Raw genomic sequence first — 17,931 nt, 5'->3', positions numbered from 1 at the left:
TTTTTTAGACTCCTGATTCGCGATAGTGGACGTCGCTAACGGCACGCAGACGTTCTGCCGCCTGTTCCGCCGTCAGGTCACGCTGGGTTTCCGCCAGCATTTCATAGCCCACCATAAATTTACGCACCGTCGCAGAGCGCAGCAGCGGCGGATAGAAATGGGCGTGCAGCTGCCAGTGTAGATTCTCTTCGCCGTTAAACGGGGCGCCGTGCCAGCCCATGGAGTACGGGAAGGAGCACTGGAACAGGTTGTCGTAACGGCTGGTCAGCTTTTTCAGCGCCAGAGCAAGGTCGTCACGCTGCGCGTCGCTGAGATCGGTGATGCGCTGTACGTGCGCTTTCGGCAGCAGCAGCGTTTCAAACGGCCAGGCAGCCCAGTAAGGCACGACGGCCAGCCAGTGTTCGGTTTCCACCACGGTGCGGCTGCCGTCGGCCAGCTCACGGCGGGTGTAATCGACCAGCATTGGGGAACCGTTTTCCGCGTAATACGCTTTTTGCAGACGGTCTTCACGCTCGGCTTCGTTAGGCAGGAAGCTGTTCGCCCAGACCTGGCCATGCGGATGCGGGTTGGAGCAGCCCATAGCCGCGCCTTTGTTTTCGAACACCTGCACCCACGGGTAAGTTTGACCCAGCTCGGCGGTTTGCGCCTGCCAGGTGCTGACGACCTCTTTCAGTGCCTCAACGCTCAGCTCCGGCAGCGTTTTGCTGTGGTCGGGGGAGAAGCAGATCACGCGGCTGGTACCGCGCGCGCTTTCGCAGCGCATCAGCGGATCGTGGCTTTCCGGTGCGTCCGGGGTGTCGGTCATCAGGGCGGCAAAATCGTTGGTGAAGACGAAGGTGCCTTTGTAGTCCGGGTTTTTATCCCCGGTGACGCGCGTGTTGCCCGGACAGAGGAAGCAGTCCGGGTCGTGCTGTGGCAGCGTTTGTTTCGCAGGCGTTTCCTGCGCCCCCTGCCAGGGGCGCTTGGCGCGATGCGGAGAAACCAAAATCCATTGCCCGCTTAACGGGTTAAAGCGACGATGCGGATGATCGACGGGATTAAATTGCGTCATGACGGATCCTTAGTCCGGATAGCCCTGCGGGTGGCGTGACTGCCAGTGCCAGGTATCCTGTGCCATTTCATCAAGCGTGCGCGTGACACGCCAGTTAAGCTCTTTGTCGGCTTTGGTGGCATCGGCCCAGTAAGCAGGCAGGTCGCCATCACGACGCGGTGCGAAGTGGTAGCTCACCGGCTTACCGCAGGCTTTGCTGAAGGCGTTAACCACGTCCAGCACGCTGCTGCCGACCCCGGCGCCGAGGTTGTAAATATGCACGCCCGGCTTGTTGGCCAGCTGCTGCATCGCCGCCACGTGGCCGTCGGCCAGATCCATGACGTGGATGTAGTCACGCACGCCGGTGCCGTCTTGGGTAGGGTAGTCATTGCCAAAAATCGCCAGCGAGTCGCGACGACCGACGGCAACCTGCGCGATATACGGCATCAGGTTGTTCGGGATGCCCTGCGGATCTTCACCCATATCGCCGGACGGATGGGCGCCGACCGGATTGAAGTAGCGCAGCAGCGCGATGCTCCACTCCGGCTGTGCTTTTTGCAGGTCGGTCAGGATCTGCTCCACCATCAGTTTGCTTTTGCCGTATGGGCTTTGCGGTGTCCCGGTTGGGAAGCTTTCAACGTAAGGGATTTTAGGCTGATCGCCGTAGACGGTAGCCGAAGAGCTAAAGATGAAGTTTTTGACGTTGGCCGCACGCATGGCGGAGATGAGACGCAGAGTACCGTTGACGTTGTTGTCGTAATACTCGAGCGGTTTCGCAACGGATTCACCGACCGCTTTCAGACCTGCGAAGTGGATCACCGCTTCGATGGCGTGGTCGTGAAGGATCTCGGTCATCAGCGCTTCGTTGCGGATGTCGCCTTCTACAAAAGTCGGTTGTTTACCGCCAAGACGTTCAATCACAGGCAGCACGCTGCGCTTACTGTTGCACAGGTTGTCGAGGATGATGACGTCGTGACCGTTTTGCAGCAGTTGCACGCAGGTATGACTACCTATGTAACCGCTACCACCTGTTACCAGAACTCGCATATTTCGCTCCATTGGGCTTATGGTATGTAATAACCATAGCATAACAGAGACGCGAAAAGTGTGACATGGGATAAAATAGTGGAATCGTTTACACTGTTTTTAAAGTCCGATTATCAGCCGCTGTGGGGCATTGTAGATCAACGGGATAGCAATGTCTTAGTGCAGGTTATCTGAAAAACGGAGGGCGGTGCCCTCCGGGGGTTAATCGATTTTGCTTTGCAGATAACGATACTGCTCACCGTCCGGAACAAACTCCAGCCGATGGGTGATGCAGGAGGGGGCATCTTCGGCATGGTGTGAAACGAAAAGCAGCTGCGTTTCACCTTCGCTAATCAGCACGTCCACAAAGCGGCGGATAAGCTGTCGGTTGAGCGGATCGAGTCCCTGCAGCGGTTCGTCGAGGATAAGCAGCGTAGGGTGTTTTACCAGCGCGCGAACGATCAGGGCCAGACGCTGCTGCCCCCACGACAGACTATGAAACGGTGCGTCAGCGACCCGGTTGTCCATGCCAAGGATATCCAGCCACTGCTGGGCCAGCTTGTGCTGTTTGTCCGACACCGCCTGATAAATACCGATGGAATCAAAATAGCCGGAGAGGATCACGTTGCGTACCGTGGTACTGACCCGGTAATCCAGATGCAGGCTGCTGCTGACATAGCCGATATGTTTTTTAATATCCCAGATGGTTTCGCCGCTGCCGCGACGCCGACCGAACAGCGTCAGATCGTTGCTATAGCCCTGCGGGTGATCGCCGGTGATCAGGCTAAGCAGCGTTGATTTTCCCGCGCCGTTAGGGCCGACAATCTGCCAGTGCTCGCCTGGATTGACCGTCCAGCTTAGACGGTTAAGGATCGGGCGATCGTCATAAGAGACCATCCCATCCCGCAGCACGATGCGCGGCTGGTGGGGGTCAAGCGCATGGCGGGCCGAAGGGGCGTCAGGTTCCGGAAGAGTAATACCGTCTAGCTGTTCGCTGTGCGCGAGCTGGGCAATGAGCGCCTGCTTAAGCAGTGCGGTTTTTTCGCCGGTCTCGGTCAGGTTACAGTCGGCCAGTACGCCCGCGTGCTGGATAAAGTCCGGAATTTCATCGAAGCGGTTAAGTACCAGCACCAGGGTATATCCCTGCCGATTAAGCGACTCCAGCAGAGCCGCAAGCTGCGCACGGGACTGCACGTCAAGACCGTCGAACGGTTCGTCCAGAATAAGAAGGTCAGGCTCGCTCATCAGCGCCTGACAAAGCAGCGTTTTCCGCGTCTCGCCGGTCGAAAGGTATTTAAAGCGCCGGTTCAGCAGGGCGGTGATACCGAACCGTTCTGCCAGGCGCTGACAGCGGGCGGGGTCTTTCACCTCATCCTGAATAATTTCTGCCGTCGTACGGCCGGTATCGTCTTCGCCAGGGCTGAGTAAATCGGTGTTGTTGCGCTGCCACTCGTCGCTGACCAGCTTTTGCAGTTGTTCAAACGACAGGCGCGTCAGGCGCGTAAAGGTGCTCTGGTATTCGCCCTTGAGGAGGTTGAGCTCGCCGGCCAGCGCGCGGGCCAGCGCAGATTTACCGCTGCCGTTAGTGCCGACAAACGCCCAGCTTTCACCCGCGCGTATCGTCAAATCAGCAATCGTCAGCGTTCGGACATCGCTAAGACGAAACGTGCCTTGCGAAATATGCAATGATGACATGATTTATCCCTGTTTTTGCAGCAATAGATATCAGGGATACGCACTGTCGGCGCGATTGTCAATGTGCTCAGCACAATGTGGCGATAATCACCCGATCTGCGTTGAACCAGGCGGTGACGACAGTACCTTCTTCTAAACCGTCCGCCTCGTTAAGCGGTATTGTCGCGCAAAGTCGTTGCCCGTCTGCCAGGGTCATCAGCACTTCGCACTGCGCCTGGCCGCGTTCGATATGGCTAATTGCGCCCTGCAACTGGTTATCTGCTGCCTTTGCGGTGTCGGGATCGCGCGTGATATTGACCCACGGTGCTTTCAGCAGCACCAGTACCTCTTTCCCTTCGTCCAGCTCAAGGCGCTCTGCACTCTGCGCCGTTATGGCGGCTTTCAGACGGGTAGTCCCATCGGCAAGCAGGATTTCAATATGCTGCTGTACCTGGAGATTATCGCGCGCCGTCACCGTGCCAAACCACTGGTTGCGGGCGCTGGTTTGTAACGAGAAGCGGGAAATGGCGGCCAGCAAACTGTCCAGCGGAACGTCGTCGTCGTCGCTCAACACATCAAACGCTTTTTGCTGGATCTGGGCCAGCAGATCGTAAAGCTGAATAAGGCGCTGGCCGTAACGCGTCACGATTGCACCGCCGCCGCCTTTGCCGCCCGTGGCTCTGTCTACCAGCGGCTGTTCGCTCAGGGTGTTCATCTCGTTGATGGCGTCCCAGGCGCTTTTATAGCTGATGCCCGCGTTTTTCGCCCCCTGGCTAATCGAGCCTGTTTGTTCTATTTGTTTAAGCAGGGCGATACGTCGCGGATCGGCGAAAAGCTTTTGCTGAAGTCGGAGTGTGAGAAGAATTTCGGCCTGCATAACAGTGTCCTGGCAAAAAGAGTATTGTGACCCAAATGGTGCAGGGCGCAAAGGGTACCGCACAAAAGGGGATGTTTTTCTCACTTGAAAGGGTAGAATAAGCTATTCACAATATCTGGAGAAAACCATGTTAGAGTTGTTGAAAAGTCTGGTATTCGCCGTGATCATGGTACCAGTAGTGATGGCCATCATCCTCGGTGCCATCTACGGCCTGGGTGAAGTGTTCAACGTCTTTTCGAACATTGGTCACAGAGACCAGGCTAAAAAGCAGCATTGATTCCCCACAAAACGCCCGGCTTGTCCGGGCGTTTTGCTCTCAAGATTTTCCCGTTTTCGCCGATAATATTTAACGTATCACACCGGTTTACCTCTTCAGCGGTACGATTTAACGCTGGGATCTCCCTGACGTTACCGTTATATTAATATGTATATAACGCTACTCACAGGAGTTAAAAATGGCACGTACCTGGGTACGCCTTTTCGCAGGGGCAACGCTGACGCTTTCAATTACCGGCCACGCGCTGGCGGACGACGGTAAAATCACGGTCTTTGCGGCGGCGTCGCTGACCAACGCGCTGCAGGATATCGCGGCGACGTATAAAAAAGAGAAAAACGTCGAGGTGGTCTCCTCTTTTGCCTCTTCCTCGACGCTGGCGCGCCAGATAGAAGCGGGCGCACCGGCGGATCTGTTCATCTCTGCCGATCAGAAGTGGATGGATTACGCGGTGGAGAAGAAAGCGATTGATGCGGCAACCCGCGAAACGCTGCTGGGGAATAGCCTGGTTGTCGTGGCGCCAAAAGCCAGCGCCCAGGCGGACATTACCATCAACAAAGAGACCAACTGGACGAGCCTGCTGAACGGTGGCCGTCTGGCGGTGGGCGATCCGGAGCACGTTCCGGCCGGTATTTATGCCAAAGAAGCGCTGCAAAAGCTGGGCGCATGGGAGACATTGTCACCGAAACTGGCTCCGGCGGAAGATGTCCGCGGCGCGCTGGCGCTGGTAGAACGCAACGAAGCCCCGCTGGGCATTGTGTATGGCTCTGATGCCGTTGCCAGTAAAGGTGTAAAAGTGGTCGCAACGTTCCCGGAAGACTCCCACAAGAAAGTGGAATATCCTGTTGCGATTGTTGATGGACATAAAAATGCGACCGTGACGGCCTTCCGCGATTATCTGAAGGGGCCGGAAGCGTCCGCAATCTTTAAACGTTACGGATTTACGACTCACTGATGATATTGACCGATCCTGAATGGCAGGCTGTTCTGCTGAGCCTTAAAGTCTCTTCCCTGGCGGTTGCGCTGAGTTTGCCCTTTGGGATCTTCTTTGCCTGGTTACTGGTTCGCTGTCAGTTTCCCGGCAAAACGCTGCTCGACAGCGTGCTTCATCTTCCGCTCGTGTTGCCGCCCGTGGTGGTCGGTTACCTGCTGCTGATTTCGATGGGGCGGCGCGGTTTTATCGGCGAGAAGCTCTACGACTGGTTTGGGCTGACGTTTGCGTTTAGCTGGCGCGGTGCGGTACTGGCGGCAGCGGTAATGTCATTTCCGCTGATGGTGAGGGCGATACGCCTCGCGCTGGAAGGCGTGGACATGAAGCTCGAACAGGCGGCCCGCACGCTGGGGGCAGGCCGCTGGCGCGTCTTTTTCACCATCACGCTACCCCTGACGTTACCCGGCATTATTGTTGGCACGGTGCTGGCCTTCGCCCGCTCGCTGGGCGAGTTTGGCGCGACCATCACGTTTGTGTCGAACATCCCCGGCGAGACGCGAACCATCCCGTCGGCGATGTATACCCTGATTCAAACGCCGGGCGGTGAAGGCGCGGCGGCGCGGCTGTGCATCATCTCAATCGTGCTGGCGCTGGCATCGCTAATGGTGTCTGAATGGCTGGCGCGCCTCAGCCGCGAGCGAATGGGGAAATAAGCATGCTGGAACTCCATTTCACCCAGACGCTGGGAAACCATACCCTGACGCTTAACGAGACGCTGCCGGCAAGCGGCATCACCGCCATCTTTGGCGTGTCGGGGGCGGGAAAAACGTCGCTGATTAATGCCATCAGCGGTCTGACCCGCCCGCAGTCAGGCCGTATTGTCCTGAATGACCGCGTCCTGAATGACGTGGAGAATAAAGTTTACCTCTCGCCGGATAAGCGCCGCATCGGCTATGTTTTCCAGGACGCGCGCCTATTCCCGCACTACAGCGTGCGCGGCAACCTGCGTTACGGCATGGCGAAAAGCATGGCTTCGCAGTTTGAGAAGCTGGTAACGCTTCTAGGCATTGAACCTCTGCTCGACAGGCTGCCTTCCTCGCTTTCCGGCGGAGAAAAACAGCGCGTGGCGATTGGCCGCGCGTTGCTGACCGCACCCGAACTGCTGCTGCTCGACGAACCGCTGGCCTCGCTGGATATTCCGCGTAAACGTGAACTTCTGCCTTATCTACAGCGCCTGACGCGGGAAATTAATATTCCGATGCTCTACGTCAGCCATTCGCTGGATGAGATCCTGCATCTGGCCGATAAGGTGCTGGTGCTGGAAGAGGGCCGCGTCAAGGCCTTCGGCAACCTGGAAGAGGTGTGGGGCAGCAGCGTAATGCACCCGTGGTTACCCCGGGAACAGCAGAGCAGCATCCTGAAAGTGAGCGTGCTGGAACACCACCCGCACTATGCGATGACCGCCCTGGCGCTGGGTGACCAGCATCTTTGGGTCAATAAGATTGATAAACCGTTACAGTCCGTACTGCGAATTCGCATTCAGGCGTCGGACGTCTCGCTGGTGCTGCAACCGCCGCTGCAAACCAGTATTCGAAATATTCTGCGCGCCAAAGTCGCGGAGTGTTTTGATGATAACGGGCAGGTGGAAGTGAAGCTTGAAGTGGGAAGCAGAACGCTCTGGGCGCGCATCAGCCCGTGGGCCAGGGATGAGTTAGGGATCAAACCCGGCCTGTGGCTTTACGCGCAAATCAAGAGTGTCTCGATCACCGCCTGATTACAGCAGGTGGGTATAAATGTACTGCGCGATGCTGTCGGTGGTGTTGTCGCCGATCACCACGTTAGCACGCGCTTTGACCGCGTCGTCGGCATTGCCCATCGCCACGCCGGTACCGGCGGCTTCCAGCATGCTGATGTCGTTGTAGTTGTCGCCGAAGGCGATCACGTCCTGCATTGACCCGCCCTGCGATTCCACGTACTGCGTCAGCCGTTTGCCTTTGCTGTTGCCTTTGCGGGCAATATCCACCTGATCGTGCCAGGACCATTCGCACTCCAGACCCAGCGTCTGTTCCACGTGTTTTGCGAAGGCATTCAGTTTGGTGGTGTCTTCATCCGTCAGGGCGAATTTCCAGATAGCCTCAACGTCCTGGGCCGCCTGACGCAGGGAGGAAACCTGGGTAAAGACCGGACGCTGCGCTTCAGGCAGGGACAACGCCCAGTTGCTGGTGCGCACCACGTGGCCGGTAGGGCGCTCATACACCATCGCATTATCTACGTACATCAGACCGTGAACGGCATGCTCATCCAGCAGATCAATCAGTTGCAGCGCCTGGGGAACCGGCAGCGGGTCGGATGCTAAAACCTTTTTTGCCTGATAATCATACAAATAGGTGCCATTACAACAAATTGCAGGTGTATCTAACGCCAGTGCCTGATAAAAAGGGTGAATGGCAACGTGATGTCGACCCGTTACGATAAGGAGTTGATATCCCGCTTCCTGTGCGCGTTTAAGCGCTTCCAGAGAAGAGGGAAGAAGGGTTTTTTGCGGCGTCAGTAAGGTACCGTCTAAATCCAGAGCAATCACACGCGAGGTCATCTGTTTTCCCAGGTTAATATTGAATTTACGTTTTGATGGGATGGTACACCGAGAGGCGAATGCTTCAAAACTCCTGTCGACAATTCAGCATTCACCGTCAAAAGTTAACTACTTTCATGCGCAGTGAGGAGTGAATATTCATGAAACAAACCGTTTATACCGCCAGTCCTGAAAGCCAGCAGATCCACGTCTGGCGTTTAAATACCGAAGGGACACTCACGCTGGTGCAGGTTGTTGATGTGCCAGGCCAGGTGCAACCGATGGTCATCAGCCCGGATAAACGTTTCTTGTACGTGGGTGTGCGCCCGGAGTTCCGCGTGCTGGCCTATCGCATTTCTCCGGACGATGGCGCGCTGACGTACACTGCCGAAGCCCCGCTGCCGGGCAGCCCAACCCATATCTCTACCGATCGTAAAGGCAATTTTGTCTTCAGCGGCTCTTATAACGCGGGCTGCGTCAGCGTAACGCGTCTGGAAAATGGCATTCCGGTCGAAACCGTGGATGTGGTGGAAGGGCTTGAAGGCTGCCACTCGGCGAATATCACGCCGGATAACCGCACGCTGTGGGTGCCTGCGCTGAAGCAGGATCGTATCTGCCTGTTCACCCTGAGCGACGATGGTCACCTGGTGGCGCAGAATCCTGCCGAAGTGACTACCGTTGAAGGCGCGGGTCCGCGCCATATGGTCTTCCATCCGAACCAGCAATACGCCTACGTGGTTAATGAACTGAACAGCTCAGTGGACGTCTGGGAGCTGAAAGATCCTAACGGCCAGATTGAGTGCGTGCAGACGCTGGACATGATGCCGCCTGACTTCTCCGACACCCGCTGGGCGGCGGATATCCACATTACGCCAGATGGCCGCCATCTGTACGCCTGTGACCGTACCTCCAGCCTGATTACCGTGTTTAGCGTTTCTGAAGACGGCAGCGTGCTGGCGGTTGAAGGCTTCCAGCCAACGGAAACCCAGCCGCGCGGCTTTAATATCGATCACAGCGGTAAATACCTGATTGCAGCGGGGCAGAAATCCCACCACATCGCGCTGTATGAAATTAAAGGCGAGCAGGGTCTGCTGGAAGAGAAAGGACGTTACGCCGTCGGACAGGGGCCAATGTGGGTCGTGGTTAACGCTCACTAAGCGGCTTAAAACAAAAAACCTCGCGAACGCGAGGTTTTTTTATGCCCGGTGGTTGCCGGGTGAGCACATCAAAACGTAACCAACATGGTCATCATAATGTCGACTCAAGGTGAAGTAAACGCATCGTCAACGAAGGACAAAGAACACAGAATGATTATCGGTTGTTATTTTTAAAATAATCAGTTGTTTAGAGGCGTTTTCTTTATAAATTTCTAAACTGACCTTATCTGTTTTTATGTACAGTAGTGATTTGATATCATTCTGTCCGTTGGCTTGATGTGTTGCAGTTCCGCAATTCAGGATCCGTATTCAGTCCTGGCTGTCGGGTGGTGCCGACAGTGCCTAAACTGCGGAGCACATCAAAACATAACCAACACACCTCTGGTGACAGGCCGCGGAAAGGTAAATCAGGGGAGAAGTGCTCTATACCAAAGGAGTGGCGTATGAGCGGTGTGGAATGGGCAATTCTGTTCCTGCAACTCATGGTTGCGATTATGCAACTATTGGATGCGTATCTTAAGTTTGGAGCCTGACGCATTCAGTCGCAGTAAAAAGGGGGATTAAACTCCCCCTTTTACTCTCATCTTATTACTGCTTCGGCTCAGCAACCACTTTGCTACCCAGACCGCGGTTGTTGTATTCCCACATGCGGTTGAAGTTAGCGTCGTTCAGGTTGCGCTGCACGTTCCCTTTATCATCCATCGCACCGGTATTGCCGGAGAACGGACGTTTGGAGATTGCTGCATCAGCCCACGGCTTCGCCATGTTGAAGCCTTCGTTGATCACGCTGTCGCGGATCACGACCTGGCCGTTAGTGGCAGAGTCCACGTCCAGGGAACGTCCCAGCTGCGCCACGCCGTCACCGGCAGCATTAAAGCGGCTGTTCACGGCCAGGAAGCCGTAGAAGAGGTTAGACTGGGTTGCCGGAGCAAACACGTAACCTTCCTGCTGAGTACGTGAGTTCACCACGCGGAAATCGGTGTTATCAAACACCACCGCGCCGCGACCGGACACCAGATCCACGTCACCTTCAACGTAGCTGTTGGTCACCAGGGTACGGGTCAGGCGGTTATTCTGCAGGGCGTTCTGCACGCCGCTGTTGGTCACGAAGAAGGTGTTCTGACGGCCCAGAATGTTGACGTTGTTAATCTGCACTTGGTCACCATCGCTACGCAGCGCAACGGCCTGGTGGTTACCGGCATCAACGCTGTCGCCCAGGGTATTCTGGATGGTCAGGTTCTGCAGCTGCAGACCGTTATTCTGAGACCAGAACACCGCTGAGCACATCACGCCAATGGTGGCGGAACGCTTACTCTGGCAGTTATCAAACATGTACCACGCCGGTTTACCCGGCATATATTTACCGGCCGGGTTCACCAGGTGACGCCAGGTGTTGCTGTCGATTTCGGAATCAATCGCCAGGCCAATTTTTACGTCGATAGCTTTTTCGCCCAGACCGTAAAGCGTAATGCTGCCTGGTGCGGCCGGAACATACACGGTGCCTTCATATTCACCTGGCAGGATCGCGATGTACTGGCGAGACGCGCTGTGTTTAGTGATGGCAGCATCAACCGCAGCCTGAATAGAGGTATGCGTTACGCCCTGCGCACCCGCCGGGCCTACCACGAAGTCAGGCTGTTTAGGCAGGTTAATAGACGACGGTGTCCACGGTGCAGCGTTAGGATCCATCGCTGAGAAGTAGTGCGCACGGTCGAAGTTCTTCGCTTCATCAGCGGACAAAATCGGGCGGGAGGCGGTACCGGGCGCAACCTGCTCAGAAGGTCGCTGATCCGGTGGGGTTGAACTGCATGCGGATAAGGTCACGCCAAAGGCGAGTGCTAACGCCAGACGGGAAATCCTGGAAATGTTCAAGGTGAAGCTCCTGGGTATGCAAGTCTTTACGGGATAGACGAAATAGCCTGCTTTTTTATACTAAGTTGAGCGAAACGGGAAGATAAAAAGGGTAAAAGTTGCATTTTTAGCCCCGGAGCGGCAGGTAAGTGATCACAAATAAATAACATTTTCCGCAAAGTCGGTTGACAGCAGGCAACAGATGAAAATAAATGTCTATACAACCCATGACAAGTGGAATGCCCATGCAGCAGATTCATCCCGACGATGTAATATGGCGAAATGCGCGACTGGCTACGATGGTGCCGGACGTCTCTGCGCCCTATGGACTGAAAGAGCAACATGCCCTGGTCGTGCGCGGCCACACCCTTCTGGCCGTGATCCCTGAATCTGACATTCCTGCCGGACACCCTCACTGTGTCGATCTCCAGGGGCGTCTGGTCACGCCTGGCCTGATTGACTGCCATACCCACCTGGTGTTTGGCGGCGATCGCGCGGCGGAGTGGGAGCAGCGTCTGAACGGCGTCTCTTATCAAACCATCAGCGCCCAGGGGGGCGGGATTAACGCGACCGTGACGGCGACGCGCAGCAGCTCACCCGAAACCCTGCTTAAGCTGGCGCAGCAGCGGCTTCAGCGACTGATGAATGAAGGCGTCACTACGGTTGAAATCAAGTCGGGATACGGTCTAAACCCCGAGGCCGAAGAGAAGATGCTGCAGGTTGCCCGTCAGCTGAGCCTCAATAATCCGATCGATATCAGCCCAACGCTGCTGGCGGCCCATGCGGTTCCGCCGGAATACCGACAGGATCCAGATGCGTATCTCACGCTGGTCTGTGAGCAGATATTGCCCGCGCTGTGGCAAAAAGAGTTATATGAAGCAGTAGACGTGTTCTGCGAAAACGTCGGCTTTACCCCGTCGCAAACCGAGCGCCTCTTTCAGGCGGCCACCGCGCTCGGCATCCCGGTGAAAGGACATGTCGAACAGCTGTCGAATCAGGGCGGTGCGGCGCTGGTCAGCCGGTATAAGGGACTCTCCGCCGATCATATCGAATATCTTGACGACGCAGGCGTTCAGGCGATGGCGGAAAGCGGCACGGTTGCGGTCCTGTTGCCGGGGGCGTTCTATTTTCTGCAGGAGCGCCAGCGTCCGCCGGTTGAACAGCTCAGAAAACAGGGTGTCCCGATGGCGGTCGCCACCGACTACAACCCCGGCACCAGCCCGTTTGCCAGCCTGCACCTGGCGATGAACATGGCCTGCGTCCAGTTTGGCCTGACCCCTGAAGAAGCCTGGGCTGGCGTCACGCGGCATGCCGCGCAGGCGCTGGGCCGTGGCGCAACTCACGGACAGCTGCGGGCCGGGTTTGTCGCCGATTTTATCGTCTGGGATGCTCACCATCCGGTTGAGATGGTCTACGAGCCGGGACGCAATCCGCTGTATCAACGTATTTTCCGTGGGGAGGCAGTATGAGGTTATGGCGGCCCGTAGCCGAAACGGTCTGGCAGGGGCGCGACGACAGCGCCGAGGCCAGCAACGCAACGCGCATTTTCCAGACGATAAAGCAGCAGGGGCAGTTCACGCCGCTTTCATCCGGCATCGCGCTGATAGGCTTTGAATGTGATGCAGGGGTAAAACGCAATCAGGGCAGGCCCGGCGCCGTGCAGGCGCCTGATATGCTGCGAAAGGCGCTGGCGAATATGGCAAGCCATCAGGGACACGATCGGCTGGCGGATATGGGCTCGGTTTACGTTGAAGGCGACGAGCTGGAAGCGGCACAGCAGGCGTTAAGCGATGCCGTTACGGCCTGTCAGCAGTCCGGGATGCGTACGCTGGTCTTTGGCGGCGGGCACGAAACCGCCTGGGCGCACGGTCGCGGCGTTCTTGACGCGTTCCCCAACGAGCGCGTGGTGGTGATCAATCTTGATGCGCATCTTGACCTGCGCAAGGCCGACCATGCCACGTCCGGCACCCCGTTTCGCCAGCTGGCGCACTATTGCGATGAGCGCGGGCGGGCATTTCAGTACGCCTGCTTTGGCGTGAGCCGGGCGGCCAACACGCAGGCGCTGTGGGATGAGGCTGAACGCCTGAACGTCACGCTGGTGGAAGATCTCCATTTCAGGCGCGATGCGCTATCTGCGCTGGAAAAAGTGCTGGCGCAGGCTGACCGTATCTACCTGACGATCGATCTGGACGTCCTGCCCGCCAGCGAAATGCCTGCCGTTTCCGCTCCGGCTGCGTTAGGCATACCGGCACTGGATCTTCTGCCGGTTATCGAACAAATCTGCCGTAGCGGTAAGCTACAGGCCGCCGATCTGGTAGAGTTTAACCCGCAGTACGATCGGGACGGGCAGGGCGCAAAGCTTGCCGCCCGTCTGGCCTGGCAAATTGCTCACTGGTGGGCATAACACTATTCAAGGAGTTACGATGTTTTCACGCTCACCTCTGCCGCAGTCGAGCCCTCCCGCGCCTTTCTACGAAAAGGTGAAGCAGGCGATCAGCGAAAAAATCGCCACCGGCGTCTGGCGGCCGCACGATCGCATTCCCTCGGAGGCCGAGCTGGTGGCGCAGTTCGGTTTTAGCCGGATGACCGTCAACCGGGCGCTGCGCGAGCTGACCGACGAAGGGCTTCTGGTGCGCCTGCAGGGCGTGGGGACATTTGTGGCGGAACCGAAAGGGCAATCTGCCCTGTTTGAAATCCGCAGTATTGCCGATGAGATAACCTCGCGTAATCACCAGCACCGCTGTGAGGTACTGGTGCTCGAAGAGACCCAGGCCAGCGCCGAGCAGGCGGTAGAGCTGAATGTCAAAGAAGGTAGCCGGATCTTCCACTCGGTTATGGTGCATTTTGAGAACGACATTCCGGTGCAGATTGAAGATCGCTGCGTGAACGCTGAACGGATACCGGACTATCTGAACCAGGATTACACCCAGACGACGCCGCACGCCTATCTCTCGCTCGTCGCACCGCTGACGGAAGGGGAGCACATTGTGGAGGCCGTGCGCGCCACGCCGCAGGAGTGTGAACGGTTGCGCATTAAAGAGCACGATCCGTGCCTGCTAATTCGCCGTCGGACCTGGTCCTCGTCGCACATTGTGTCGCATGCCCGACTGCTTTTCCCGGGGAACCGTTACCGGCTGCAGGGTCACTTTATGTCATAAGTTTTAAAAGCGTGATAGCTAACGCAATATAACAAAATTGTATCTTTTTTGTTAAAACTGACCTTGTGTGTGCTTGTCTATACAAGTATATCTAAATGCATCACTGTCCCGTATGAGGAGCACACAATGTCGTCAGGTAAATACCGCCAGCAGGATGTCCGCGCCGCGCGCGGCACCACTCTCACCGCCAAAAGCTGGCTCACCGAAGCCCCGCTGCGCATGTTGATGAACAACCTTGATCCTGAGGTGGCGGAGAACCCCCACGAGCTGGTGGTCTACGGCGGCATAGGCCGCGCCGCGCGCAACTGGGAATGCTATGACGCAATTGTAAAATCCCTGACCGAACTCGAACATGACGAAACCCTGCTGGTGCAGTCCGGCAAGCCGGTGGGCGTGTTCAAAACGCACAAAAACGCGCCGCGCGTGCTGATCGCCAACTCTAACCTCGTGCCGCACTGGGCCACCTGGGAACACTTCAACGAACTGGACGCGAAAGGGCTGGCGATGTATGGCCAGATGACCGCGGGTAGCTGGATCTACATCGGCAGTCAGGGGATTGTGCAGGGCACCTACGAAACCTTCGTGGAAGCCGGTCGCCAGCACTATAACGGCTCGCTCAAAGGCCGCTGGGTACTGACCGCGGGTCTCGGTGGGATGGGCGGCGCGCAGCCGCTGGCCGCCACGCTTGCCGGCGCGTGCTCGCTGAACATTGAGTGCCAGCAGAGCCGCATTGATTTCCGTCTGCGTACCCGTTACGTCGACGAACAGGCAACCGATCTGGACGATGCGCTGGCGCGCATCAAAAAATACACGTCTGAAGGCAAAGCGGTGTCGATTGCCCTGTGCGGCAACGCGGCGGACATTCTTCCTGAACTCGTCGCCCGCGGCGTGCGTCCGGATCTGGTCACCGACCAGACCAGCGCCCATGACCCGCTGCACGGTTACCTGCCAAAAGGCTGGACCTGGGAAGACTATCAGCAAAAAGCGGAAACCGATCCGGAAGGCACGGTGCTTGCCGCGAAACGCTCCATGGCGGAACACGTCTCCGCCATGCTGGCCTTCAGCCAGATGGGCATTCCGACCTTTGATTACGGCAATAACATTCGCCAGATGGCGAAAGAGATGGGCGTGAATAACGCCTTCGACTTCCCGGGCTTCGTTCCGGCCTATATCCGCCCGCTGTTCTGCCGCGGCATCGGTCCGTTCCGCTGGGTTGCCCTGTCCGGTGACCCGGAGGATATCTACAAAACCGACGCCAAAGTGAAGGAAATCGTCGCCGATGACGAACACCTGCACCGCTGGCTGGATATGGCCCGCGAGCGCATTAACTTCCAGGGCCTGCCGGCGCGTATCTGCTGGGTAGGGCTGGAGTGGCGGCAAAAACTCGGTCTGGCCTTCAACGAAATGGTGCGCAGCGGTGAAGTTTCCGCGCCGATCGTCATTGGCCGCGACCACCTGGACTCCGGCTCCGTCGCCAGCCCGAACCGCGAAACGGAAGCCATGCGCGACGGCTCGGATGCGGTCTCCGACTGGCCGCTGCTGAACGCCCTGCTGAATACCGCCAGCGGCGCGACCTGGGTGTCGCTGCACCACGGCGGCGGCGTGGGGATGGGCTTCTCCCAGCATTCCGGGATGGTCATCGTCTGCGACGGAACCGATGAAGCCGCCGCGCGTATCGCTCGCGTGCTCCACAACGACCCGGCAACCGGCGTGATGCGTCACGCGGATGCGGGTTACGAGATTGCCATTGACTGTGCCAAAGAGCAGGGCCTTAACCTGCCGATGATCCCTGCCACACAAGGAAAGCATGAATGAACGCATTAACACTCACTCCCGGCTCGCTGACGCTCAAACAGCTGCGTAACGTCTGGCGTAAACCGGTCACCCTTTCGCTTGATGAAAGCGCGCACGCGGCCATTAATGACAGCGTTGCCTGTGTGGAAGCTATTGTGGCCGAAGGGCGCACGGCTTACGGGATTAACACCGGCTTTGGGCTGCTGGCGCAGACCCGCATCGCGACGCACGATCTGGAAAACTTACAGCGTTCTCTGGTGCTGTCGCACGCGGCGGGCGTCGGCCAGCCGCTTGACGATGAGATTGTCCGTCTGATGATGGTGCTCAAAATCAACAGCCTGGCGCGCGGCTTTTCCGGCATTCGCCTGAGCGTGATTCAGGCGCTGATGGCGCTGGTCAATGCGGAAGTCTATCCGTGGATCCCGGCAAAAGGCTCTGTTGGGGCATCCGGCGATCTTGCCCCGCTGGCGCACATGTCGCTGCTGCTGCTGGGCGAAGGCAAAGCGCGCTGGCAGGGCGAGTGGCTGCCTGCGAAAGAGGCGCTGAAAAAAGCCGGCTTAACACCCATTACGCTGGCGGCGAAAGAGGGGCTGGCGCTGCTGAACGGCACGCAGGCATCGACCGCCTTCGCGCTGCGCGGCCTGTTTGAAGCGGAAGATCTGTTTGCCTCGGCGGTGGTGTGCGGCGCGCTGACCACCGAAGCCGTACTGGGCTCGCGTCGCCCGTTCGATGCCCGCATCCACGAGGTGCGCGGTCAGCGCGGGCAGATTGATGCCGCCGCGATGTACCGTCACGTGCTTACCGACACCAGCGAGATCGCCGATTCACACCATAACTGCGAGAAGGTTCAGGATCCGTATTCCCTGCGTTGCCAGCCGCAGGTGATGGGCGCGTGCCTGACGCAGCTGCGTCAGGCGGCGGAGGTGCTGCTGGTGGAGGCCAACGCGGTGTCCGATAACCCGCTGGTGTTCGCTCAGGAAAACGAGGTGGTCTCCGGCGGTAACTTCCACGCCGAGCCGGTAGCGATGGCGGCGGATAATATCGCCCTGGCGATTGCCGAAGTCGGCGCGTTGTCCGAGCGCCGTATCGCGCTGATGATGGATAAACATATGTCCCAGCTGCCACCGTTCCTGGTGCGTAACGGCGGGGTCAACTCGGGCTTTATGATTGCTCAGGTGACGGCCGCAGCGCTGGCAAGCGAGAACAAAGCCCTGTCGCACCCGCACAGCGTGGACAGCCTGCCAACGTCTGCAAACCAGGAAGATCACGTTTCGATGGCACCGGCTGCCGGGCGTCGTCTCTGGGAAATGGCCTCCAACACCCGCGGCGTGCTGGCGGTGGAATGGCTGGCGGCAAGTCAGGGTATCGATCTGCGTGAAGGGCTAAAATCCAGCCCGCTGCTGGAGCAGGCGCGTCATGCGCTGCGCGAGCATGTATCGCATTACGATGACGACCGCTTCTTTGCGCCGGATATTGATAAGGCGATGCAGCTTCTGGAAGAGGGGCGGCTGGTGGGGCTGTTACCTTCGGTGCTGTGATTTTTCCCCTCACCCTAACCCTCTCCCACAGGGAGAGGGAATTGCCAGG

The 17,931-nt window shown here is 57.7% G+C and carries 17 protein-coding genes; 11 read left to right on the top strand and 6 right to left on the bottom strand.

Features of this window, described 5'->3' with window-relative positions:
* Positions 1 to 4: 4 nt before the first annotated feature.
* From galT to modE, 4 genes are all read right to left on the bottom strand, one after another.
* Positions 5 to 1,051, bottom strand: a complete 1,047-nt coding sequence (gene galT / locus ACDO57_RS11385; RefSeq protein WP_061715735.1) for a galactose-1-phosphate uridylyltransferase — start codon at positions 1,049 to 1,051, stop codon at positions 5 to 7.
* 9 nt (positions 1,052 to 1,060) lie between these two features.
* Positions 1,061 to 2,077, bottom strand: coding sequence for a UDP-glucose 4-epimerase GalE (gene galE, locus ACDO57_RS11380; protein WP_048992115.1), 1,017 nt, complete (start codon positions 2,075 to 2,077; stop codon positions 1,061 to 1,063).
* A 201-nt stretch (positions 2,078 to 2,278) separates the two neighbouring features.
* Positions 2,279 to 3,751 carry a molybdate ABC transporter ATP-binding protein ModF gene (modF, locus tag ACDO57_RS11375; protein ID WP_248163612.1) on the bottom strand — a complete coding sequence of 491 codons (1,473 nt, stop codon included), beginning with the start codon at positions 3,749 to 3,751 and terminating at the stop codon, positions 2,279 to 2,281.
* Positions 3,752 to 3,818: 67 nt separating this feature from the next.
* The gene (gene modE, locus ACDO57_RS11370) at positions 3,819 to 4,607 is read right to left on the bottom strand and encodes a molybdenum-dependent transcriptional regulator (protein ID WP_370883987.1); all 789 of its coding nucleotides are present in this window, start codon (positions 4,605 to 4,607) and stop codon (positions 3,819 to 3,821) included.
* Positions 4,608 to 4,734: 127 nt separating this feature from the next.
* On the opposite strand from modE, the gene ACDO57_RS11365 reads away from it, so the two are divergent.
* From ACDO57_RS11365 to modC, 4 genes are all read left to right on the top strand, one after another.
* Entirely contained in the window at positions 4,735 to 4,884 is a 150-nt protein-coding gene (locus tag ACDO57_RS11365) for an AcrZ family multidrug efflux pump-associated protein (RefSeq protein WP_008501118.1), read from the top strand.
* Between the two features lie 178 nt (positions 4,885 to 5,062).
* Positions 5,063 to 5,836 (top strand): molybdate ABC transporter substrate-binding protein, encoded by a 774-nt coding sequence (gene modA, locus ACDO57_RS11360; protein ID WP_370883986.1) that lies wholly within the window; start codon positions 5,063 to 5,065, stop codon positions 5,834 to 5,836.
* On the top strand, positions 5,836 to 6,525 hold the full coding sequence (gene modB, locus ACDO57_RS11355; protein ID WP_032641645.1) for a molybdate ABC transporter permease subunit: 690 nt from the start codon (positions 5,836 to 5,838) through the stop codon (positions 6,523 to 6,525). The genes modA and modB overlap by 1 nt, the downstream gene beginning before the upstream one ends.
* Positions 6,526 to 6,527: 2 nt before the next feature.
* Entirely contained in the window at positions 6,528 to 7,586 is a 1,059-nt protein-coding gene (gene modC, locus ACDO57_RS11350; RefSeq protein WP_048992108.1) for a molybdenum ABC transporter ATP-binding protein ModC, read from the top strand.
* Here the strand turns inward: modC and ACDO57_RS11345 are convergent, their stop codons facing one another.
* Positions 7,587 to 8,405 (bottom strand): pyridoxal phosphatase, encoded by an 819-nt coding sequence (locus tag ACDO57_RS11345; RefSeq protein WP_048992107.1) that lies wholly within the window; start codon positions 8,403 to 8,405, stop codon positions 7,587 to 7,589.
* 140 nt (positions 8,406 to 8,545) lie between these two features.
* Between ACDO57_RS11345 and pgl the strand changes: the two genes are divergently transcribed.
* A complete protein-coding gene (gene pgl / locus ACDO57_RS11340; RefSeq protein ID WP_048992106.1) occupies positions 8,546 to 9,541 on the top strand; it encodes a 6-phosphogluconolactonase in 996 nt (331 codons plus the stop codon).
* A 443-nt stretch (positions 9,542 to 9,984) separates the two neighbouring features.
* A complete protein-coding gene (gene tisB / locus ACDO57_RS11335) occupies positions 9,985 to 10,074 on the top strand; it encodes a type I toxin-antitoxin system toxin TisB (protein WP_023332440.1) in 90 nt (29 codons plus the stop codon).
* Between the two features lie 55 nt (positions 10,075 to 10,129).
* On the opposite strand, the gene ACDO57_RS11330 is transcribed toward tisB, so the two are convergent.
* Positions 10,130 to 11,413 carry a putative acyl-CoA thioester hydrolase gene (locus ACDO57_RS11330; protein ID WP_024908776.1) on the bottom strand — a complete coding sequence of 428 codons (1,284 nt, stop codon included), beginning with the start codon at positions 11,411 to 11,413 and terminating at the stop codon, positions 10,130 to 10,132.
* A gap of 224 nt (positions 11,414 to 11,637) precedes the next feature.
* Here ACDO57_RS11330 and hutI point away from each other — a divergent pair, with 224 nt between their 5' ends.
* The 5 genes from hutI to hutH all read left to right on the top strand — a co-directional run bounded on the left by hutI (position 11,638) and on the right by hutH (position 17,882).
* Entirely contained in the window at positions 11,638 to 12,861 is a 1,224-nt protein-coding gene (gene hutI, locus ACDO57_RS11325; RefSeq protein ID WP_090417754.1) for an imidazolonepropionase, read from the top strand.
* The gene (hutG, locus tag ACDO57_RS11320; protein ID WP_370883985.1) at positions 12,858 to 13,796 is read left to right on the top strand and encodes a formimidoylglutamase; all 939 of its coding nucleotides are present in this window, start codon (positions 12,858 to 12,860) and stop codon (positions 13,794 to 13,796) included. The genes hutI and hutG overlap by 4 nt, the downstream gene beginning before the upstream one ends.
* A gap of 19 nt (positions 13,797 to 13,815) precedes the next feature.
* Positions 13,816 to 14,550 (top strand): histidine utilization repressor, encoded by a 735-nt coding sequence (locus ACDO57_RS11315; RefSeq protein ID WP_024908773.1) that lies wholly within the window; start codon positions 13,816 to 13,818, stop codon positions 14,548 to 14,550.
* A 126-nt stretch (positions 14,551 to 14,676) separates the two neighbouring features.
* Positions 14,677 to 16,365, top strand: a complete 1,689-nt coding sequence (gene hutU, locus ACDO57_RS11310; protein WP_370883984.1) for a urocanate hydratase — start codon at positions 14,677 to 14,679, stop codon at positions 16,363 to 16,365.
* Positions 16,362 to 17,882 (top strand): histidine ammonia-lyase, encoded by a 1,521-nt coding sequence (gene hutH, locus ACDO57_RS11305; RefSeq protein ID WP_061715729.1) that lies wholly within the window; start codon positions 16,362 to 16,364, stop codon positions 17,880 to 17,882. Before hutU ends, hutH begins: the two co-directional genes overlap by 4 nt.
* Positions 17,883 to 17,931 lie beyond the last annotated feature (49 nt).

Origin of the sequence: Enterobacter cloacae complex sp. 2015409, assembly GCF_041365315.1 — a bacterium.
Classification (GTDB): domain Bacteria; phylum Pseudomonadota; class Gammaproteobacteria; order Enterobacterales; family Enterobacteriaceae; genus Enterobacter; species Enterobacter pseudoroggenkampii.
This window is presented reverse-complemented; position numbering and strand designations above follow the sequence as displayed.

Bases quoted from the DNA above. Each gene is read 5' to 3' on its own strand.
- modA (WP_370883986.1), top strand. From the start codon at position 5,063: ATGGCACGTACCTGGGTACGCCTTTTCGCAGGGGCAACGCTGACGCTT.
- modB (WP_032641645.1), top strand. From the start codon at position 5,836: ATGATATTGACCGATCCTGAATGGCAGGCTGTTCTGCTGAGCCTTAAA.
- modF (WP_248163612.1), bottom strand. From the start codon at position 3,751: ATGTCATCATTGCATATTTCGCAAGGCACGTTTCGTCTTAGCGATGTC.
- galT (WP_061715735.1), bottom strand. From the start codon at position 1,051: ATGACGCAATTTAATCCCGTCGATCATCCGCATCGTCGCTTTAACCCG.
- ACDO57_RS11315 (WP_024908773.1), top strand. From the start codon at position 13,816: ATGTTTTCACGCTCACCTCTGCCGCAGTCGAGCCCTCCCGCGCCTTTC.
- hutU (WP_370883984.1), top strand. From the start codon at position 14,677: ATGTCGTCAGGTAAATACCGCCAGCAGGATGTCCGCGCCGCGCGCGGC.
- galE (WP_048992115.1), bottom strand. From the start codon at position 2,077: ATGCGAGTTCTGGTAACAGGTGGTAGCGGTTACATAGGTAGTCATACC.
- modE (WP_370883987.1), bottom strand. From the start codon at position 4,607: ATGCAGGCCGAAATTCTTCTCACACTCCGACTTCAGCAAAAGCTTTTC.
- hutG (WP_370883985.1), top strand. From the start codon at position 12,858: ATGAGGTTATGGCGGCCCGTAGCCGAAACGGTCTGGCAGGGGCGCGAC.
- modC (WP_048992108.1), top strand. From the start codon at position 6,528: ATGCTGGAACTCCATTTCACCCAGACGCTGGGAAACCATACCCTGACG.
- hutH (WP_061715729.1), top strand. From the start codon at position 16,362: ATGAACGCATTAACACTCACTCCCGGCTCGCTGACGCTCAAACAGCTG.
- hutI (WP_090417754.1), top strand. From the start codon at position 11,638: ATGCAGCAGATTCATCCCGACGATGTAATATGGCGAAATGCGCGACTG.
- ACDO57_RS11345 (WP_048992107.1), bottom strand. From the start codon at position 8,405: ATGACCTCGCGTGTGATTGCTCTGGATTTAGACGGTACCTTACTGACG.
- ACDO57_RS11365 (WP_008501118.1), top strand. From the start codon at position 4,735: ATGTTAGAGTTGTTGAAAAGTCTGGTATTCGCCGTGATCATGGTACCA.
- pgl (WP_048992106.1), top strand. From the start codon at position 8,546: ATGAAACAAACCGTTTATACCGCCAGTCCTGAAAGCCAGCAGATCCAC.
- tisB (WP_023332440.1), top strand. From the start codon at position 9,985: ATGAGCGGTGTGGAATGGGCAATTCTGTTCCTGCAACTCATGGTTGCG.